We start from the raw sequence: 18,529 nt of genomic DNA on the forward strand, positions 1-18,529 counted from the left end.
TCCCTTTCTTATCCGAAGATCAGTTTCGGAATGAAAAGCGAGATGTCGGGCACATAGGTCACGATCAACAGCACGATGATGTTAACCGCAACGAAGGGCCAGACACCCTTGATGATATCAAGGACGGGCATCCCGAGCGTCGAGGACGCCACGAATATGTCCAATCCGAATGGAGGCGTAATCATCCCGAGGCTGATGTTCAGCGTGACGATCATACCGAAATGCACGGGGTCGACCCCCAATGCGGTCGCCACCGGATAGAGCGGCGGCACCAGGATCAACAGGGCCGAGTTCGGGTCGATGAACATACCTGCGATCAGGAAGCAGACGTTTACTACCAATAGAAATGTGATGGGGCCGGCGTCGATCACACTCAGGAAAGAGCTGATTTGCGTCGGCACCTGCGCCAGGGTGACAAAGAACGAGATTAGCCCCCCCATCGCCAGCAGTACGAAGATGACCGAAGTCGCGATCGCGCTTTGCTCGGTGATCCGGAACAGGTCGCGGAATCCAAAATTACGGTAGACGATCATTTCCACGAAGATCGCGTAGATCACGCTGACCGCCGCAGCTTCGGTCGGGGTAATGACGCCCGAGTAGATGCCGCCAAGGATGATCGCTGGCATGCCAAGCGCCCAACCGGCGTCTTTCACGGCGCGGGCACGTTCAGCCCAACTGCTGCGATCGCCTGACTGGATGCCGTTCCGGCGCGCCTCGATCATCACCATGATGGCAAATGCCAGGCCAAGAAAGATGCCCACGGCCAGCCCCCCCGCGAACAGACGCGCAATCGAAGTGCCGGTCATCCAGCCGTAGATGATGAAGGTGATCGAGGGCGGAATCAGCAGCGCGGTTTCGGCGCTGGCGACCAGCAGGCCAAGGCTGAATTTCTGGCTGAAACCGGATTTGCGCATCTCGGGATAGACCATCTTGCCCATTGCGGCGACGGTCGCGGGGGCCGATCCCGACACAGACCCGAAGGCCATCGAGCCGCCGATTACCGTATGCCCCATGCCACCACGGCTATGGCCGATCAGCGCACGAACAAGCCCCGTCAGGTGCTTGGCGATCTGGCCCGAGCCCATCAGATGCGCGGCAAAGATGAAGAAGGGGATCGCCAGCAGCGTCGTGTGATCGATGCCACCAAAGATTTTCTGCACGATGGCCGGATCGGGCAGGCGTCCATAGAACGCCTCTTTCGTCGCAATGGCCGGCAAACCCAGAACCAGGAACATCTCGAAACCCAGAACCAGCAACGCAATCGCCAGCAGAATGATGAGGAGCAGTATCATTATGCCTCCACTGCCTCGGTCTCCGACTTGGAGAACCTGTCGATCACACCGAAAAAGCTGAGCCCGAACCGCAGGCCAAGCAGGGCGAACCCGATGATTGGAGCGAGATAGACATACCCCATGGGGATATCGAGGGTCGGGCTACGTTGCCCGGTTTTCAGAACAAATTGGGCAAGACCGTAGCCAAGCCATGCAAGGTACATGGAAAAGCCGAAACCGATCGCGTCGATCGCCTTGAGCAGAACCGAACGAAACCGCTCGGGCAACCGTTCACGCAGCGAGTCGATGCCGACATGCCGTCCGCGCTCCAGTGCCAGGCCCAGCCCCAGGAAAACCAGAAAGGTGTTCATGATCCGGACGGCCTCTTCGATCCAGGCGAACTGGCTGGCAAAGGTGCCGCCGATTTCGCGCGTGACCACGCTTAAGAAAAACAGGCCCGCCATCGTGAGGAATATGGTAACCAGCAGCGTACGCTCGGCCAGTCTTAGTAGATTGAGCATTGGCTTTATCCCTCGATACCTGCGCCTTCCCGACCGGGATCGACAGTGTGATGGTGCGCAATCGAGCAATGACCGCGCACCTTCGTCATTTATCCATCTGCAAGGACCAGATCAGTTAGCGACCTGCGCCTCGTAGGTGGCCATCAGCGCTGCACCTTCGTCGCCCGCACGTTCGATATAGGCCGCCTTGGCGGGTTCATACATCTTGGCACGCAGGGCCGCGCGTTCGTCATCGGATGCGACGCGGACATTGATGTCGCTGGCTTCGATCTCTTTCAGGGCTGCTGCCACTGCGGTCGCCTTATGCGAAATCAGTTCCGGCACGACTTCGGAGAACGCGTCCACGATGATCTTTCGGTAATCCTCCGGCAGGCCTTCCCAGAACATCGGGTTGAACAGGACGACATCTTCCATGGCGCCATGTTCGGACACCACAAGGTAATCCTGCACTTCGTGGAACTTCATCCGCAGGATCGTATCCAGCGGATTTTCCTGACCGTCGACAACGCCCGTCTGAAGCGAAGTGTACAGTTCGCCGAACGGCAGGGCGATCGCCGATGCGCCCAGTGCGTTGAACTGTTCAATCAGGATTTTGCTGTCCATCACGCGGAACTTCTGGTCCGCGAAGTCCGAGATGTCTGCCAGCGGCTTGTTCGAGGTGAAGTTCTTCTTGCCGTTGGGCCAGAGGGCCACGCCGACAACGCCGCGCGTGTCGAACGAATGCAGCAGTGCCTGGCCGAAGGGGCCTTCGCGCAGCGCCTGTGCCTTGGCGTCGTCTGCGGGCATCAGATAGGGGATGTCCAGAACCGATACCGCCGGGTTGAAGCCGCCCAAGAAGGCTGCGGGCGAAACGGTTGCTTCCAGCGTTCCCAGTTGGACGCCTTCGGTCATCTGGCGCTGATTGCCCAGCTGCCCTTGCGGGAAGATCTGGAATTCGACGGCGCCACCGGTGCGCTCAGCGACCAGAGCGGCGACCTTTTCTAGGTGGATGTGGCGGCTTTGCTGCGGCGACTCGAGGTGTCCGATCCGCGCGACATATTCCTGCGCCATGGCAGGAAGGCCGGCCAACACGATGGCCGCTGCGCCGAGGGCAAGGGCCGAGCGGCGCCGAAGCTTGTTGGTGAGTGCAGGCATGGTTTTCTCCCGGTTGGTTATAGCCAAACGTAACCCGGGGGCAATTTCATGGTCAAGACTTTTCTCAAATTTGAGACTGACTTGATTTTTTTCTAAATACTGCGATATTGGCTGTACTTGATCGATTAATGCAGCCGAATGGACAGACGAACGATGCCATCACAATACGATGCTATTCTGCAAGTCGGAGAGCGGCTTCGTTCCTATCGGATTGGCAAGGGTCTTTCACCGGAAGAAGTCGCAAACAAGGCTGGCATCTCTAGGGCTGCAATCTATCGCTATGAATCCGGCCAGCCGATCAAGGTCGACGTCTTGGGACGCATCGCGGATCTGTTGGGTGTGTCTTTGACCTCGTTGTTTGGCGTTGGGTCGGAATACATTGATTCCGCTGTGACTTTCTTCGAACGCATGAAGCAAATCGAAGCAAATGCCGAACAGATCAGCGTGCTTTTCGGGCCCATTTCATACCTGTTGACGACCGACCGCTTCGACGAGGCGTTGGGCGATGTCCTGCTGGAAAGCGTCCCCGAAAATGCACCCGACCGCGACTGCCTGTCGGCGCAGGTTCAGCAGATCCTGACCACGCTGAAGGAACGTAAGGCGGCCTACCGGCAACGTCAGCCAACCATCGTAAGTCTTGTTTCCAGCGCAGAGCTGGAGCAGTTCGTGCAGCTTGGTTTTGTTGGATGCCACAACGTCGATGATAAAACTTTGTGCAAACGTCGCGAAATTGCCCGTCTCGAAATCGAGAATATTATCGAGATGATAGCCGAGCAGCCCATGGGCGTGCAGATCGGCGTTGTCGAAGATTCGATTCCGGGGTCCAGTTTCCAGATTTTCCGCAACGGTCCGAAAGCTCAGGTTGCCGTCAGCCCGTTCCGTCTGGGCACTTACCCGAATGTCCGCATTGGAGTTGCGACGATCACCTCTGCCCAAGAATCGGTGGCGTTGCACCAGAAGATGACCGAACAGTTGTGGCGCAACAGCCTCAAGGGACAGGAAGCAGTCGCAAGACTGTCCGACATTCTCGGCTAGTATTCAAAAGTTACCGAATGGGGTACTTGATAAAGACTGCCATTAGGGTCTGGGCCGCCCGGGCTGGTGTTTGATCTCATCACACAGTGGACACCTCAAATCACGAGCATTGCCGCCCGGCCCTGTGCGGCCCCGGGATCGACCCGCTCAAAGCGTTGCCAACGGCTTGGACCGGGCGCCATGTGCACCTTTCGTTAAGCCGGGAAATTGTATGATTCCGGGCGTTTTTTGTACGCCCGAAAACGCCCCTTTTCAGCGCTTCCAGTATTCGTCCTTCAGCAGCCGCTTGAGCAGTTTGCCGGTCTCCGTGCGGGGCATGTCCTGACGGAAATCGACGCTGCGGGGGGCCTTCACGTGGGACAGGCGGGCGCGGATGTAGGCGATCAGCTCGGCCTCGGTCTCGGGCGTGGCGCGGGCGGGGTCTTCGAGTTGGACGACCGCCTTCACCTCTTCGCCCAGATCCTCGTTCGGGACACCAAAGACGGCGGCGTCGGCGATCAGGGGGTGGCCGATCAGCAGGTCTTCGATCTCTTGCGGGTAGATGTTCACGCCGCCGGAGATGATGGTGTAGGCCGCGCGGTCGGTCAGGAACAGGTAGCCGTCGGCATCCAGATAGCCGACATCGCCCAGAGTCGAGCAGCCGGGCCGGGCAAACGCCTTGGCCGTCTTTTCGGGATCGTTGCGGTATTCAAAACTGATGCCGCTGTCGAAATAGACGTTGCCGATGCGGCCCTGCGGCAGCTCTTGCATGTCGTCGTCCAGAATGCGGACCGGCCCGATCAAAGAGCGCCCGACGGTGCCCGCGTGTTCCAGCCATTCCTGCGAGGTGGCCAGCGTGACGCCGGACGCCTCGGAGCCCGCGTAATACTCGATCAGGATCGGGCCCCACCAGTCGATCATCTGGCGCTTGACCTCGACCGGACAGGGGGCGGCGGCGTGAACGGCGGCCTGAAGCGTGGACGTGTCGTAGGCGGTGCGCACGGCGTCGGGCAGTTTCAGCATGCGCACGAACATGGTCGGCACCAGCTGGCTGTGGGTGATGCGGTGATGCTGGACGAGGCGCAGGAACTCCTCTGGCTCGAACTTCTCCATGATGATGGCGGTGCCGCCCATCTGCGCGACGGTCATGGTAAAGCGCAGGGGGGCGGCGTGATAGAGCGGCGCGGGCGACAGGTAGGTGCAGTCGGCATCCATGCCGCACATCTTGACGCACAGCAGATCGAGCAGCGGCATGATGAAATCGAGCGGCTTTGCCTCGTACCGGCGGATGATGCCCTTGGGCCGCCCCGTGGTGCCCGAGGAGTAGAGCACATCGGACCCGGCGGTCTGGTCTGGGATGGGGGTGACGGGCATGGCGTCGCACAGGGCATCCCAATCGGGCAGGCCGGGGACGGCATCGCCGACGCAGTAGATCGGGACATCGCCCAGCGCCTCGCGCAGCATGGGGACTTGCGGGGCGTAGCGGTCCGAGATCACCAGCACCTGCGCGCCGCAGTCGCGGACGATATAGGCGATCTCCTCCGGTTGCAGGTAGCGGCTGAGGGCGGTGTAGAACACGCCCGAGCGATGGGCGGACCAGCACAGCTCCAGAAACTCCAGCCGGTTTTCCATCAGCAGCGCGATGCTGCCGCCCGGCCCGACGCCAAGGTGCCGCAACGCCTGCGCGCCCTGGTTCGAGCGCCGGTCCAGCTGGGCATAGGTCAGCGACTTGCCCGAGCCGGCCATCTGGTAAACGATCTTGTCCGGCGTGGTGCGGGCGTGAAATGACGGATGGTTCATGGTGGTCCTCCCCTAGGGTCATGCAGCAACAGCGCGGCGGCGGTGACTTGCGTCAACTTGCCGTTCGGACGGGTGGGCGCGCGGAAATCGGGGGAAAAACCGGTGGGGCCGTAGAAACCCGGTGGTCGGCGGACATTAGGACAACGAACTTTACCTTTTGTCGCGACGGTCGTAGGACTGCCCCAACGTCCGCTTCAGGAAAGGGCCGCGGGGATGCAAGATCTTCTGAATGTCGTTCTGCCGGTCTTTATCGTGCTGGGCTTTGGCTATGTCGCGGTGTGGCGGGGGTTCTTTTCCGAGGCCCATGTCGACGGGCTGATGAAATACACCCAGACATTCGCGATCCCGGCGCTGCTGTTCTCGGCGATCTCGACGCTGGACCTGGCCGAGTCGTTCGATCTGAAGCTGATGGTCAGTTTCTACACCGGGGCGGCGACGGGATTCACGCTGGGCCTGCTGGGCGCGCGCTATCTGTTCAACCGCCCGTGGGAGGACAGCGTGGCGATCGGCTTCGTCGGGCTGTTCTCGAACTCGTTGCTGCTGGGCCTGCCGATCACCGAGCGCGCCTATGGCCACGAAGCTTTGGCGGGCAATTATGCGATCATCTCGATCCACTCGCCGTTCTGCTACATGCTGGGCATCACCGCGATGGAGATCGCGCGGGCCAAGTCGCGCTCGCCGGTGCTGCTGGTCAGACAGGTGGCGCGGGCGATGTTCCGCAACGCGCTGGTGGTCGGGCTGATCCTGGGCTTTGCGGTGAACCTGTCGGGTTTCGACATGCCCGCCCCGCTGACGGCGGCGGTGGACCTGCTGAAACGCTCGGCCCTGCCGGCGGCGCTGTTCGGGCTGGGCGGCGTGCTGGTGCGCTATCGCCCCGAGGGTGACGGCAAGGTCATCGCCTATGTGCTGAGCCTGAGCCTGCTGGTGCACCCGCTGATCGCGTGGGGGCTGACGCGGCAGTTCGATCTGCCGATCGCCTCGCAGCGTTCGGCGGTAATGACGGCGGCGATGGCGCCGGGGGTGAATGCCTATGTCTTTGCCAACATGTACGGCGTGGGCAAGCGGGTGGCGGCGTCCTCGGTGCTGGTGGGGACGGCGCTGTGCATCGTGACGGCGTGGATCTGGCTGCAACTGCTGCCCTAAGTGCTGCCCTGAGACGCACCCGACATCAGGGCGAACGGGGCTGTCATCGCGGATCGGTTCGGCTATGCTGATCCCGATCAACCTGCGAGCGATCCTGTGACCGACACGTCTGCCGCATCCCCAAGGCCGGTCTTTTGCACCAAGGCGCTGACCAAGACCTATGGCGAAGGTCCGGCTGCCGTGCACGCGTTGCGCGGCGTGGATCTGGACATCCCCGAGGGCGAGTTCGTCGTGCTGCTGGGCCCTTCGGGCAGCGGCAAATCCACCTTGCTGAACATCCTTGGCGGGCTGGACCGGCCCAGCGCCGGCACCGCGCATTTCAAGGACGTGGAGCTGACGGGCATGTCGGATGCCGAGCTGACGAAGTACCGGCGTGATCATGTCGGGTTCGTTTTCCAGTTCTACAACCTGATGCCCAGCCTGAACGCCCGCGAAAACGTCGAGTTGGTGACCGAGATCGCCAAAACCCCGATGGACGCCAAAGAGGCGCTGGCGCTGGTCGGGCTGGACAAGCGGGCGCATCATTTCCCCTCGGAACTGTCGGGGGGTGAACAGCAGCGCGTGGCGATTGCGCGGGCCGTGGCCAAACGCCCGACGGTGCTGTTTTGCGACGAACCCACCGGGGCGCTGGACAGTGCGACGGGCCGGGCGGTGCTGAAGGTGCTGACCGATGTAAATCAGCAGTTGGGCACCACGGTGATGATCGTGACCCATGCGGCCAACACGGCGATGCTGGCGGACCGGGTGATCCACTTTGCCGATGGCGGTATCCGAGAGGTGATCCGGAACCGCGAGAAACTGACCGCCGAACAGATCGACTGGTAACATGCTGAGCCCGCTGGACCGGAAATTGCTGCGTGACCTGGCCCGGATCAAGGGACAGGCCGCCGCGATCGGGCTGGTGATCGCGCTTGGCGTGCTGATGATGGTGATGATGACGGGGCTGGTGAACACGCTGGATCAGACCCGGCTGGCCTATTACGACCGTTACCGCCTGGCGCAGGTCTTCGCGCCGGTGACGCGCGCTCCCGAGCCGGTGCTGGCGCGACTGGCGGCGATCCCGGGGGTGGCGGCGGTCGAGGGGCGGGTCAGCGGCTGGGCCCTGATCGACATCGGCGCGCATGAATTGCCGGTGCGCGCGCAGGCGCTGAGCCTGCCGGACCTGGGCCGCCCGCGCCTGAACGACATCTACCTAGTGGGCGGGCGTCTGCCCGAGCTGGGCCGCGCCGACGAGATCGTGCTGCTGGACGGCTTTGCCAAGGCGCGCGGGCTGGCGCTGAACGACCGACTGATCGCCACGATGAACGGCACGCGGCGGGCGTTCCGCATCACCGGCTTCGCGCAATCGCCCGAGTTTCTGTACTCGACCGCGCCGGGGGAGATGGTGCCCGACGACGCGCGGTTCGCGGTGTTCTGGATGCGGCACTCGGCGCTGGCGGCGGCCTATGACATGAAGGGCGCGTTCAATCAGGCGCTGATCGCGCTGGGGCGCGGGGCCTCGTCCGAGGGGGTGATGCTGGCGGCCGACCAGATGCTGGCGCCCTACGGATCGGCGGGCAGTTACGGGCTGGAGGACCTGATCTCGAACCGGTTCATCATGGAAGAGATCAAGGGGCTGCGCAGCACCTCGGGCGTGGTGCCGCCGATCTTTCTGGGGGTGGCGGCGTTCCTGCTGTACATCGTCATCAACCGCATGGTGCAGGCCGAGCGTGAACAGATCGGGCTGCTGAAGGCGTTCGGCTATTCGGGGCTGGAGGTCAGCCTGCATTATCTAAAACTGGTGCTGGTGATCGCGGTGCTGGGCGCGGTTTTGGGCAGTCTGGGGGGCATGTGGTCGGGCCATGCGTTGGCGCGGGTCTACCAGATTTACTACAAGTTCCCGTTCCTTGTGTTCAGCGTCGATCCGCGCAGCTTTGTCACCGGGTTCGCGGTGTCGATCCTGACCGCCTCGGCCGGTAGTCTGTTCGTGCTGCGCGGGGTGTTCCGACTGACGCCCGCGGTGGCGATGCGCCCCCCTGCCCCGCCGGATTATTCGCGCAGCTTTGATCTGGCGGCCCGGCTGAAACGCTGGCTGGACCAGCCCAGCCGCATGGTGGTGCGGCGGCTGACGCGCTATCCGGGGCGGATGATCGGGGCGGTGATCGGGATCGCGACGGGGCTGGCGCTGTCGGTCGCCTCATTGACGCTGATGGCGGGGTTCGACGAGACACTGGACCTGAGCTTCAACGTGATGAGCCGGGGCGAGCTGAGTGTCTCGTTCACCGGCAAGCAGACCGACAAGGCCCTGCTGGAGCTGGCCCGCCTGCCCGGCGTCGAGCATGTCGAACCCTCGCGCGCGGTGTCGACGGTGTTCCGAAACGGCACCTACAGCTATCGCGGCGCAATCGAGGGGCGGCCGGAATTTCCGGTGCTGAACCGGGTGATCGACACGGACGAGGCCCCGATTTCCATGCGGCGCGAGGGGGTGATCCTGTCCAAGCCGCTGGCCGATCTGCTGCATCTGCAACCGGGCGACACGCTGATCGCCGAGATCAAGGAAGGCCGCCGCCCGGTGCTGCATCTGCCGGTGATCGGCGTGGCGGAAACGCTGATGGGGGCCCCCGCCTTCATGGAGATCGGCGCGCTGTCGCGGGTGCTGAACGAGCCGGGACAGGTGACGGGGGCCGCGCTGACCATCGACGAGGCGCAGCTGGACGGGCTGATCGCGCGGCTGAAGGCGATGCCGCAGATCGCGGGCGTCACCCTGAAATCCGACATGCGAGAGGCGCTGGTGCGGATCATGAACGAAGGCCCCGGCGCGGTGCGCTTCGTGATGCTGGCGGTGGCGGCGATCATCACCTTCGGGATCGTCTACAACTCGGCCCGGATTGCCTTTGCCGAGCGCGAGCGGGATCTGGCCAGCCTGCGGGTGATGGGCTTTTCGCGGGGCGAGGCGGCGTTCGTGCTGCTGGGCGAACTGGCGGTGGTGACGCTGGCCGCTTTGCCGCTGGGGGTCGGGTTGGGCTATGGTTTGACCTATCTCACGGTCAAGGGGTTCTCGACTGACATATACCAGATCCCGGTGACCTATAGCCCCGAAAGCTTTGGTCTGGCGATGGTGGCGGTATTGGTGGCGGCGGCCCTGTCGGGCTGGCTGGTGAAACGGGAACTGGACCGGGTCGACCTGGTTGCGGCCCTGAAAACACGGGATTGAGACGATGGCGGAACACAAGCACTCTCGTCTGGGGATGACATTGGCGGCGGGCGTCGTGGTGGCGGGGGCGCTGACCTATGCGTTCTGGCCACGGCCCACGCTGGTGGACATGGGCGCCGTGACCGAGGCCCCGCTGCAAGTGACCATCGACGAGGAAGGCCGCACGCGGGTGCATGAACCCTATGTCGTCTCGACCCCGATCGCGGGGCGGATGATGCGCCTGACTTTGGAACCGGGCGACCGGGTAGAGCGCGGCGACGTGGTGGCGCGGTTGTTGCCGACCTCGCCCTCGGCGCTGGATGCCCGCTCGCGCGAGCAGGCGCGGGCCAATGTCACCGCCGCCGAAGCCGCGCTGCGCGTGGCCGAGGCCGACCTGAACAAGGCGCGCGCCGACCGGGATCTGGCGCAGGCCAACCTGGAGCGCACCAAGCGGCTGTTCGACAGCGGCATCGTCAGCCACGCGGCGCTGGATTCGGACGAACGCTCGGCCAAGGCGGCGAATGCGGCGCTGGACACGGCGCGGGCGGCGATCTCGATGCGGGTGGCCGAGCTGAACAACGCCCGCGCGGCGCTGATCAGTTTCGACGACAGCGGACTGGCCGAGGCGATCGAGGCCGAACAGGGCGAGGTGCTGCCGCTGAAGGCGCCGGTGCCGGGGGCGATCCTGCAGATCATGCAACGCTCTGAGGTGACGCTGCCCGCCGGCACACCGATCCTGGAGATCGGCAATGTCGAGACCGATCTGGAGGTGCTGGCCGAGTTGCTGTCCACCGACGCGGTGCGGATCGCACCGGGGGATGCGGTGATCATCGACAATTGGGGCGGCGACATCCCCCTGCAAGGCGAGGTCGCGCGGATCGAACCCTGGGGCTTCACCAAGGTCTCGGCGCTGGGGGTCGAGGAGCAGCGGGTCAACGTCACCGTCCGCTTTCTGTCCCCGTGGGAGGACCGCAAGGCGCTGGGGCATGGTTTCCGCGTCGAGGTGCGGATCGTGACATGGGCGCAGGACAAGGCGCTGACCGTTCCGGCGGGCGCGCTGTTCCGCGATGGCCCCGACGCATGGGCGCTGTTCGTGGTGCAGGACGGGGTCGCCGTGCAGCGCCGGGTGGGTGTTGCGGCCAATAACGGGCTGGTCGCGGCGATCACGGAAGGTGTCAATGCAGGCGACGTGATCGTGCTGTATCCGCCCGCCGGGCTGACGGATGGGCAAAAAGTGGCCCGTCGCAGCGCCTATCAGTAACGGAACGCGGCAGTGCGGCGTTTTCCCGCCGGTTTCTGCTGAAACGCGGGGGAAAGCGCGTGTACTCGCCCTCGGAACCCCCTATCCTTTGATACAGATACTCGGTTGCCCCCTGATTGGACCAGATATTGATTTGAAACGCCTGCTGCTTCCTTTCCGTGCCCTGTCTGCCCTGAGCCTGTGCCTTGCGCTGGGGGCCATGCCCGCCTTTGCGTTCGACAGCCTGTCGATCCGTCTGGAGGGCGCGCAGAATGACGCGCTGCAAAAACGGCTGCGCGCGTCGTCGCTGCTGCGGATGGCGCAAGAGGACGGGGTGAGCGACGCGCAGGACGTGTTCTCGACCGCGCTGGCGGATTACCAGCGCCTGCTGGAGACGCTGTACGCGCAGGGCTATTATTCCGGCGTGATCCATATCCGGCTGGACGGACGCGAGGCCGCGGCGATCCCGCCGCTGGACGCCCCCGACCGCATCGGCAAAATCGAGGTGACGGTCGCGCCGGGCAAGCAGTTCCGATTTGGCCGCGCCAGTGTCGCGCCGCTGGCCCCCGGATCGACCCTGCCCGAGGGGTTCGCGCCCGGTCAGCCCGCCCATTCCACCGCCGTGATCGAGGCCGCGCAGGCCGCCGTGGATGGCTGGCGGCTGGCGGGTCACGCCAAGGCCCAGCCCACGACGCAGCACCTGACCGCCAACCATGCCCGCCAGATCCTGGACGCCGAGATCGGCATCGCCCCCGGCCCCGAGGTGACCTTTGGCACCGTTCAGGTCGCAGGCGCCAGCAAGGTCCGCCCGAACCGAATCCGGCGCATTGCCGGGCTGCCGGTGGGGGAGAAGTACTCTCCGCTACAGATGGAGAAGGCCGCCAACCGGCTGCGGCGCACGGGGGCGTTCCGCTCGGTCACGCTGAGCGAGGCGGAAAAGCTGAACCCCGACAACAGCATGGACGTGACCGCCACGGTCGTGGATGAAAAACCCCGCCGTTTTGGCGCGGGGGCTGAACTGTCGAATTACGAGGGGCTGACGCTGTCGGGCTTCTGGATGCACCGCAACCTGCAAGGCCGGGCCGAGCGGTTGCGGCTGGACGCCAAGGTGGCGGGGATCGGTGGCGATACCGGCGGCATCGACTACACCATGTCGGCCCGGTTCGAGCGCCCCGCCGTGTTCGGCGCGGACACCAAGGGCTATGCCTACCTGACACTGGAAAGCCTCGACGAGGTGGATTACCGCTCGGACAACATCACCCTGGGGATCGGGACCACGCGGATTTTCACCGACCATCTGGAAGGCGACGTCGAAATCGCGCTGAGCCATTTCGAGACCAACGATTTCTACGGCAAACGCTACTTCACGCTGCTGTCGCTGCCGACCGCGCTGCGCTGGGATCACCGCGACAGCATCCTGAACCCGACGCGCGGCCATTACGTCAACGCCCAGATGACGCCCTTTGTCGGGCTGGCGGGCGAAACCGCGGGCGCGCAGCTGAAGCTGGACAGCCGGATCTATCGCTCGCTGGTCGGGGATGGGCGGTTCGTGGCGGCGGGGCGGTTCCAGATGGGCTCGGTCATGGGGCCGGAGCTGTCGGAAACCGCGCCGGATTTCCTGTTCTACTCGGGCGGAGGCGGCACGGTGCGTGGCCAGCCCTACCAGTCGCTGAACGTCGATCTGGGCGGCGGCAACGCAACCGGCGGGCGCACATTCGTCGGCGTCTCGGGCGAGTTGCGGGCCAAGATCAGCGGCGCGTTCAGCGTCGTGGGCTTTGCCGATGCCGGCTATATCGGGGCCGAAAGCCTGTATGACGGCAGCGGCTCGTGGCATTCCGGCGCGGGTCTGGGCCTGCGCTATGACACCGTGGTCGGGCCGGTCCGGCTGGACGTCGCGGGCCCCTTGGGCGGCGACACCGGCGACGGCGTGCAGGTCTATATCGGGATTGGACAGGCGTTCTGATGCGCAAGTGGCTGTATATCGCGGTTCTGGCCGCCCCCCTGCCCCTGATGGCGCAGAACGACGACCGCAGTTTCCTTGAGGGGCTGCTGGAGGACAACCTGTCCGGCGCGGGGCGCGTGGTGCAGGTGCAGGGCTTCAGCGGGGCGCTCAGCTCGGTCGCGACGATCGAGACGTTGACGATTGCAGATGACACCGGCGTCTGGCTGACCCTGAAGGGCGTCACCCTGAACTGGAGCCGCACCGCCCTGCTGTCGGGCCGTCTGGACGTGGCCGAACTGTCGGCGCAAGAGCTGATCCTGCCGCGCGGGCCGGTGGTGCCAGACAGCCTGCCCGACGCCGAGGCGACGCCACTGCAATTGCCCGATCTGCCGGTCTCGGTCAGCATCGGCAAGCTGGAGATCGTCAAGGCCGAACTGGGGGCTGCGCTACTGGGGCAGGACTCGGTGATGTCGCTGACCGGCACGGCCACGCTGGCCAATGGCGAGGGGCAAGCCGCCCTGTCGGTGACGCGGACCAGCCCGCAGGCGGGATCTGTGCTGCTGAGCGCCAGCTACTCGAACACCACGCGGAACCTGGCGCTGGATCTGTCGCTGGACGAGCCGCAGAACGGCCTGGCCGCGCAACTGATGGGCCTGCCGGGCCAGCCTGCGCTGACGCTGCGGGTGAACGGCGACGGCCCGCTGGAGGATTTCACCGCCAATTTGGAGCTCGGCTCGGACGGGGTGCCGCGGCTGACGGGGCAAGTGCGCCTGACCAAACCGGCGGATGTGGCGCAGTTCGACGCGCAGATCGCGGGCGATATCGCGCCGCTGTTCGCCCCGGAATACCGGCCGTTCTTTGGCCCGCAGATGCAGATCGCCGCGACGGGCGCGCGGGGTGCCGACGGGCGCGTGACGCTGGAGCAGCTGAGCCTGCAGGCCGACGCGCTGACAGTTTCGGGGCGCGCCACGCTGGGGCCGGGCGGCTGGCCCGAACTGGCCCGCCTGAACGCCGAACTGGCGCCGCGCAATGGTGACACGGTGCTGCTGCCGATCTCGGGCGCGCCGACGCGGGTGTCGGGTGCGAAACTGGCGCTGGATTATGACGCCGGGCGCGGCGATGGCTGGACCTTGGCCGCCACGCTGGACGGGCTGGCACGGGACAGCCTGTCGCTGCAATCGGCGCGCATCGACGCAAACGGCACGCTGACCCCCGGCCATGTAGACGGCCGCGCCGAGGTGGCGCTGCAAGGGCTGGACCCACAGGATCAGGCCCTGGCCGAGGCGCTGGGGCGCGACTTGCGCGCGGCGCTGACCTTTGACTGGGCGACGGGGCAACCGCTGGGGCTGGAACGTGTGACGCTGGCCGGAACGGGGCTGCGGCTGGACGGTTCCGCCCGGATCAGCACGCTGCCGCGGACGGCGGATGTGCAGATCGTGACGGATGCAACACTGACGACTCCTGACCTGTCGCGCTTTGCGGCGCTGGCCGGGCAACCGCTGGCAGGCGGCGGCAATCTGCGCGTGAACGGCTGGGTGCAACCGGTCAGCGGGGCGTTCGATCTGGCGATCACGGGGGCCACGCAGGATTTGGCCGTGGGTCAGCCGATGCTGGACCCGCTGCTGGCAGGCCGCGCCGCACTGGATATCGCGGCGACGCGGGATGCGACGGGTATCGCTTTGAAAACGCTTCACATTGCCTCGGAGCATGCCCGCATCGACGGCACCGGATCGCTGAGCGCGCAGAGCGCCGCTGGCCAGGTCTCGGCCCAGGTGACCGACCTCGCGCGCATCCTGCCGCAGCTGAGCGGGGCCGCCGCGCTGAACGCGGACCTGACGCGCAGCGGCGAGACCTGGGATGTCAGCCTGCAGGCCAGTGCGCCGGGCCAAGCCAAGGCCCGCCTGACCGCCACGGCGACCGGCCAGACCTGGGCCGACCTGAGCGTCGCGGGCACGCTGGACGCCAGCGCCGAGGCGCTGAACGCCTATGCCGCGCTGACCGGGCAGGACCTGTCGGGCGCGGTGCAGCTGAGCGTTTCGGGCACCGTGCAGCCCGCGAAACTGAGCTTTGAGACCACGGCCCATGCCAATGGGCGCAATCTGGCGACCGGGCTGCCGCAGTTGGACCAGCTGTTGCGCGGCAAATCGCAGGTGACGATCACCGCCGCGCGGGACGCCGACGGGCTGCTGAGCCTGACCTCGGCCGAGGTGGAGACGCCGGAAATCACGCTCAACGCGACCTCGGAAACCGGCGAGACGCTGGAGTTTTCGACCCGCCTGCGGGACTTGGGGCTGCTGGCCTCGGGGCTGTCGGGGCCGGCGACGGCCAAGGGCACGATCGCGCTGGAGGATCGCGACTGGCGGCTGGACATCACCGGCGACGGGCCGGGCCAGACCAACATGGCGGCCAAGGGCACAATCCGGCGCGACGGCAAGTCGGTGGACCTGTCGTTGGCGGGCGTGGCCCCGCTGGCGCTGGCCAACGACCTGATCCGCCCGCGCAGCCTGAGCGGTCTGGTGCGCTATGATCTGACGGTGAACGGGGCGCCGGTTCCGGCCAATATCAGCGGGACGATCAGCGCACGGGACGGCCGATTTGCCCTGCCAAATGAAGGGGTTGCGCTGGAAGGGCTGAATGCGGACATCACCCTGTCGGGCGGGCAGGCGCAGGTGTCGGCGCAGGCGCGGCTTTCCTCGAACGGGGCGCTGTCGGTGTCGGGGCCGATCAGTCTGGCGGCGCCGTATCAGGCCAATCTGACGGGCACGCTGACCGACGCATACCTGAGCGATCCGCAGCTGTACGAGACCTATCTGGGCGGCGATTTCCGGGTCACCGGGCCGCTGGCCGGGGGGGCGCAACTGGGCGGGCGGATCACGCTGGGCCAGACAGAATTGCGGGTGCCGAACCCGTCGGGCTCCAACTATGCCGACCTGCCCGGATTGCGCCATGTGGGCGAGCCTGCCGCCGTCTACCAGACCCGCGTGAACGCTGGCATGGTCAGCACTGAGGCCGCCAGCGCAGCCAGCGGGCCGGTCTATGGGCTGGACATCCAAGTCATTGCGCCGGAACGGATTTTCGTGCGCGGACGGGGGCTGGACGCGGAACTGGGCGGCAGTCTGCGCCTGACCGGAACCACGCGCGACGTGGTTCCGCAGGGCCGGTTCGACCTGATCCGCGGACGTCTGGACATCCTGGGCAAACGCCTGACGCTGAGCGAGGGGCTGATCCGTCTGCAAGGCGCGTTCGACCCCTATGTGCGCTTTGTCGCCAGCACCACGGCGGCGGATACGACGGCCAGCATCGTGATCGAGGGGCAGGCATCGGCGCCGGGGCTGACCTTTGCCTCGAGCCCCGAATTGCCGCAGGACGAAGTGCTGGCGCTGATCCTTTTTGGCAAGGAAATCAGTATGATATCGCCGTTGCAGGCGGTCCGTCTGGCGGCGGCTGTGCGCACGCTGACGGGCATTGGCGGCGACGGGGTGGGCGGGCGCATCCGCAAGGAGCTGACGCTGGACGACCTGGACGTCACCACGTCCGAGGACGGCGCGACCGAAGCGCGCGCCGGTAAGTACCTGAGCGAAAACATCTATTCCGAGGTCACTGCAGACACCGAGGGCAATTCCCAGATCAACCTGAACCTGTCGATCAACCGCACGGTGACGGCGCGCGGGCGGCTCAGCTCGGACGGGGAAACCGGGTTGGGGATCTTCATCGAAAAGGACTACTGAGCGGTCCCGTAACGACGCATCAACCCGCCGAATCGTAAGGTTTCGGCGGGTTTTCGTACGCCCGGATCAGGCGGTTTCCAGACGGAATTTCAGGAACGCAGACCCGGCGTGATCGACGGTGCCCAGCGGCTGCGCACCCAGCCGCCGCAACGCGCCCAGATGACGGCGCGAGGGCGGCAGCAGGAAGGTGACGAACGGAATCCGCGGATCGGCGCGGGCAAAGTCCAGCGCGGCGCGGGCGATGCGCTGACCCAGCCCAAAATTCTGCGGGCGGAGGACCAGGCCGAAATCCCACTCCTCGCCCTCTTTCTGGAAACCGCCCCAGCCGACATAGTCCCCGTCGGACAGAAAGGCCCAGTGGCCCAGACCATCGCGGTGCCAGGTCGCCTCTTTCGCGGCGATGAATTGCGTGGCGGTGGCCACGTCCCACGCGCCGGTCAGCAAGGGCATGTGCCGCGCCATGACCGGATCGGACATGTGCGCCGCAATAAGTTCGGGGGGAATGTCGCGCAAACGGGCGAAGGCAATCGTCATGGGGCACCTTGGTTTGATACGGCCCAACTAGCGCGAGCGAAACGGCGTGGCAAATCGCGCGGGCAAAGTCGATCGACACAATATTGTTACAAAACTAGCGTGAAAAAAGCTTTTCGTCGGATCGCGTTTCGCCATTCGATTGAAACATATAAGAATAACGCGGTCACATGTTTCGTTCCCTTCGCTCTATCGCGTTGCTTTCCACTTTGACCCTTGCTGCCTGTGGTGCCGGACCGTCCGGGGCCCCTGCGCGGGACTCGCTGACCGGGGAGGGCGGCGTCAAGGTCAGCCTGACGCTGGGGGATGCCAAGAACCAGACCACCAAGCGTACCGCGACCGGGTTCATGAACATCACCGCCACGACGCAATACGCGACCCAGCCGATGCGGTTCACCGCCGAGCTGGGCAACTCGGAGGCGGCCAAGAAGATCAAGGCCAAGGGCGAGGCGCTGTATGTCTACGCGGGCACCCAACTGCGCATGGATGTCGTCAGCAATGGTAAGAAGCGGGTCAAGAAAGGCGGCGTGAACCTGGAGGGCAAGACCTGCGAGGGCTACACCTTCGTTCTGTATCCGGGCAACAATTACCGGGTCAGCGTCTATGCGGAACCCAAGATCCGCATCCGGGACAAGACCCGTGCCGACACGATTCTGGGCAAATACTCGGAAGATTGGTACGGCACCTCGATCGAGGGGTATGCCCATGTCGCGGCGATCCGGACGCGGCCGTTCATGGTGGTGGAATACGGCGCGCGCTACATCAATCCCAAGAATTTCGGCCCGGCTGTCGTCGTCTCGCGCGAGTTTGACAAGGATTGCACGCTGAACGCCTACAAGCCGTATTTCAAGAGCGCGGGCAACCAGAAGAACAAGTACGGCAACGTCGTCCGCCGCGCTCCGAAGGCGCCCTGAGGATGGGGGGCCGGATGATGCGGAACGGCGTGACCCGATCCATCGCCCTGGCGCTGTGCCTGAGCCTGCCCGTCCCCGTGATGGCGGGCAGCCTTGGCAAGCTGGTCAACGAGGGCAAC

Annotated in this window: 13 protein-coding genes; 8 read left to right on the forward strand and 5 right to left on the reverse strand. The window is 64.9% G+C overall.

All coding sequences use genetic code 11. The annotated features are described in order from the left end of the window. Positions 1–8 precede the first annotated feature (8 nt). From E7681_RS00125 to E7681_RS00135, 3 genes are all read right to left on the reverse strand, one after another. Complete coding sequence (locus E7681_RS00125) at positions 9–1,292, reverse strand: TRAP transporter large permease (protein ID WP_136337231.1); 1,284 nt, start codon at positions 1,290–1,292, stop codon at positions 9–11. Then, complete coding sequence (locus E7681_RS00130) at positions 1,292–1,792, reverse strand: TRAP transporter small permease (protein ID WP_136337232.1); 501 nt, start codon at positions 1,790–1,792, stop codon at positions 1,292–1,294. Before E7681_RS00130 ends, E7681_RS00125 begins: the two co-directional genes overlap by 1 nt. Positions 1,793–1,903: 111 nt before the next feature. Continuing rightward, positions 1,904–2,926 (reverse strand): TRAP transporter substrate-binding protein, encoded by a 1,023-nt coding sequence (locus E7681_RS00135; protein WP_136337233.1) that lies wholly within the window; start codon positions 2,924–2,926, stop codon positions 1,904–1,906. 138 nt (positions 2,927–3,064) lie between these two features. Here E7681_RS00135 and E7681_RS00140 point away from each other — a divergent pair, with 138 nt between their 5' ends. Continuing rightward, on the forward strand, positions 3,065–3,961 hold the full coding sequence (locus tag E7681_RS00140; protein WP_211089747.1) for a helix-turn-helix domain-containing protein: 897 nt from the start codon (positions 3,065–3,067) through the stop codon (positions 3,959–3,961). Positions 3,962–4,213: 252 nt separating this feature from the next. On the opposite strand, the gene E7681_RS00145 is transcribed toward E7681_RS00140, so the two are convergent. Further along, a complete protein-coding gene (locus E7681_RS00145; RefSeq protein WP_136337234.1) occupies positions 4,214–5,740 on the reverse strand; it encodes an acyl-CoA synthetase in 1,527 nt (508 codons plus the stop codon). Between the two features lie 213 nt (positions 5,741–5,953). On the opposite strand from E7681_RS00145, the gene E7681_RS00150 reads away from it, so the two are divergent. The 6 genes from E7681_RS00150 (at position 5,954) to E7681_RS00175 (ending at position 16,965) form a co-directional block, all read left to right on the forward strand. After that, entirely contained in the window at positions 5,954–6,883 is a 930-nt protein-coding gene (locus E7681_RS00150) for an AEC family transporter (RefSeq protein ID WP_136337235.1), read from the forward strand. 96 nt (positions 6,884–6,979) lie between these two features. Further along, positions 6,980–7,708: an ABC transporter ATP-binding protein gene (locus tag E7681_RS00155; RefSeq protein ID WP_136337236.1), complete on the forward strand. Its 729-nt coding sequence runs from the start codon at positions 6,980–6,982 to the stop codon at positions 7,706–7,708. Between the two features lies 1 nt (position 7,709). Continuing rightward, positions 7,710–10,076: an ABC transporter permease gene (locus E7681_RS00160; protein WP_136337237.1), complete on the forward strand. Its 2,367-nt coding sequence runs from the start codon at positions 7,710–7,712 to the stop codon at positions 10,074–10,076. Between the two features lie 4 nt (positions 10,077–10,080). After that, positions 10,081–11,316, forward strand: coding sequence for an efflux RND transporter periplasmic adaptor subunit (locus E7681_RS00165; protein ID WP_136337238.1), 1,236 nt, complete (start codon positions 10,081–10,083; stop codon positions 11,314–11,316). A 133-nt stretch (positions 11,317–11,449) separates the two neighbouring features. Next, positions 11,450–13,258 carry an autotransporter assembly complex protein TamA gene (locus E7681_RS00170; RefSeq protein ID WP_246032368.1) on the forward strand — a complete coding sequence of 603 codons (1,809 nt, stop codon included), beginning with the start codon at positions 11,450–11,452 and terminating at the stop codon, positions 13,256–13,258. Then, positions 13,258–16,965: a translocation/assembly module TamB domain-containing protein gene (locus E7681_RS00175; protein WP_136337239.1), complete on the forward strand. Its 3,708-nt coding sequence runs from the start codon at positions 13,258–13,260 to the stop codon at positions 16,963–16,965. Before E7681_RS00170 ends, E7681_RS00175 begins: the two co-directional genes overlap by 1 nt. 66 nt (positions 16,966–17,031) lie before the next feature. Here E7681_RS00175 and E7681_RS00180 read toward each other — a convergent pair whose 3' ends face one another. Beyond that, on the reverse strand, positions 17,032–17,499 hold the full coding sequence (locus E7681_RS00180; RefSeq protein ID WP_136337240.1) for a GNAT family N-acetyltransferase: 468 nt from the start codon (positions 17,497–17,499) through the stop codon (positions 17,032–17,034). Positions 17,500–17,666: 167 nt separating this feature from the next. Here E7681_RS00180 and E7681_RS00185 point away from each other — a divergent pair, with 167 nt between their 5' ends. Then, positions 17,667–18,410, forward strand: a complete 744-nt coding sequence (locus E7681_RS00185; RefSeq protein ID WP_136337241.1) for a hypothetical protein — start codon at positions 17,667–17,669, stop codon at positions 18,408–18,410. Positions 18,411–18,529: the final 119 nt, after the last annotated feature.

It is taken from the genome of Thalassobius vesicularis, from assembly GCF_004799325.1.
Taxonomy (GTDB): Bacteria; Pseudomonadota; Alphaproteobacteria; order Rhodobacterales; family Rhodobacteraceae; genus Thalassobius; species Thalassobius vesicularis.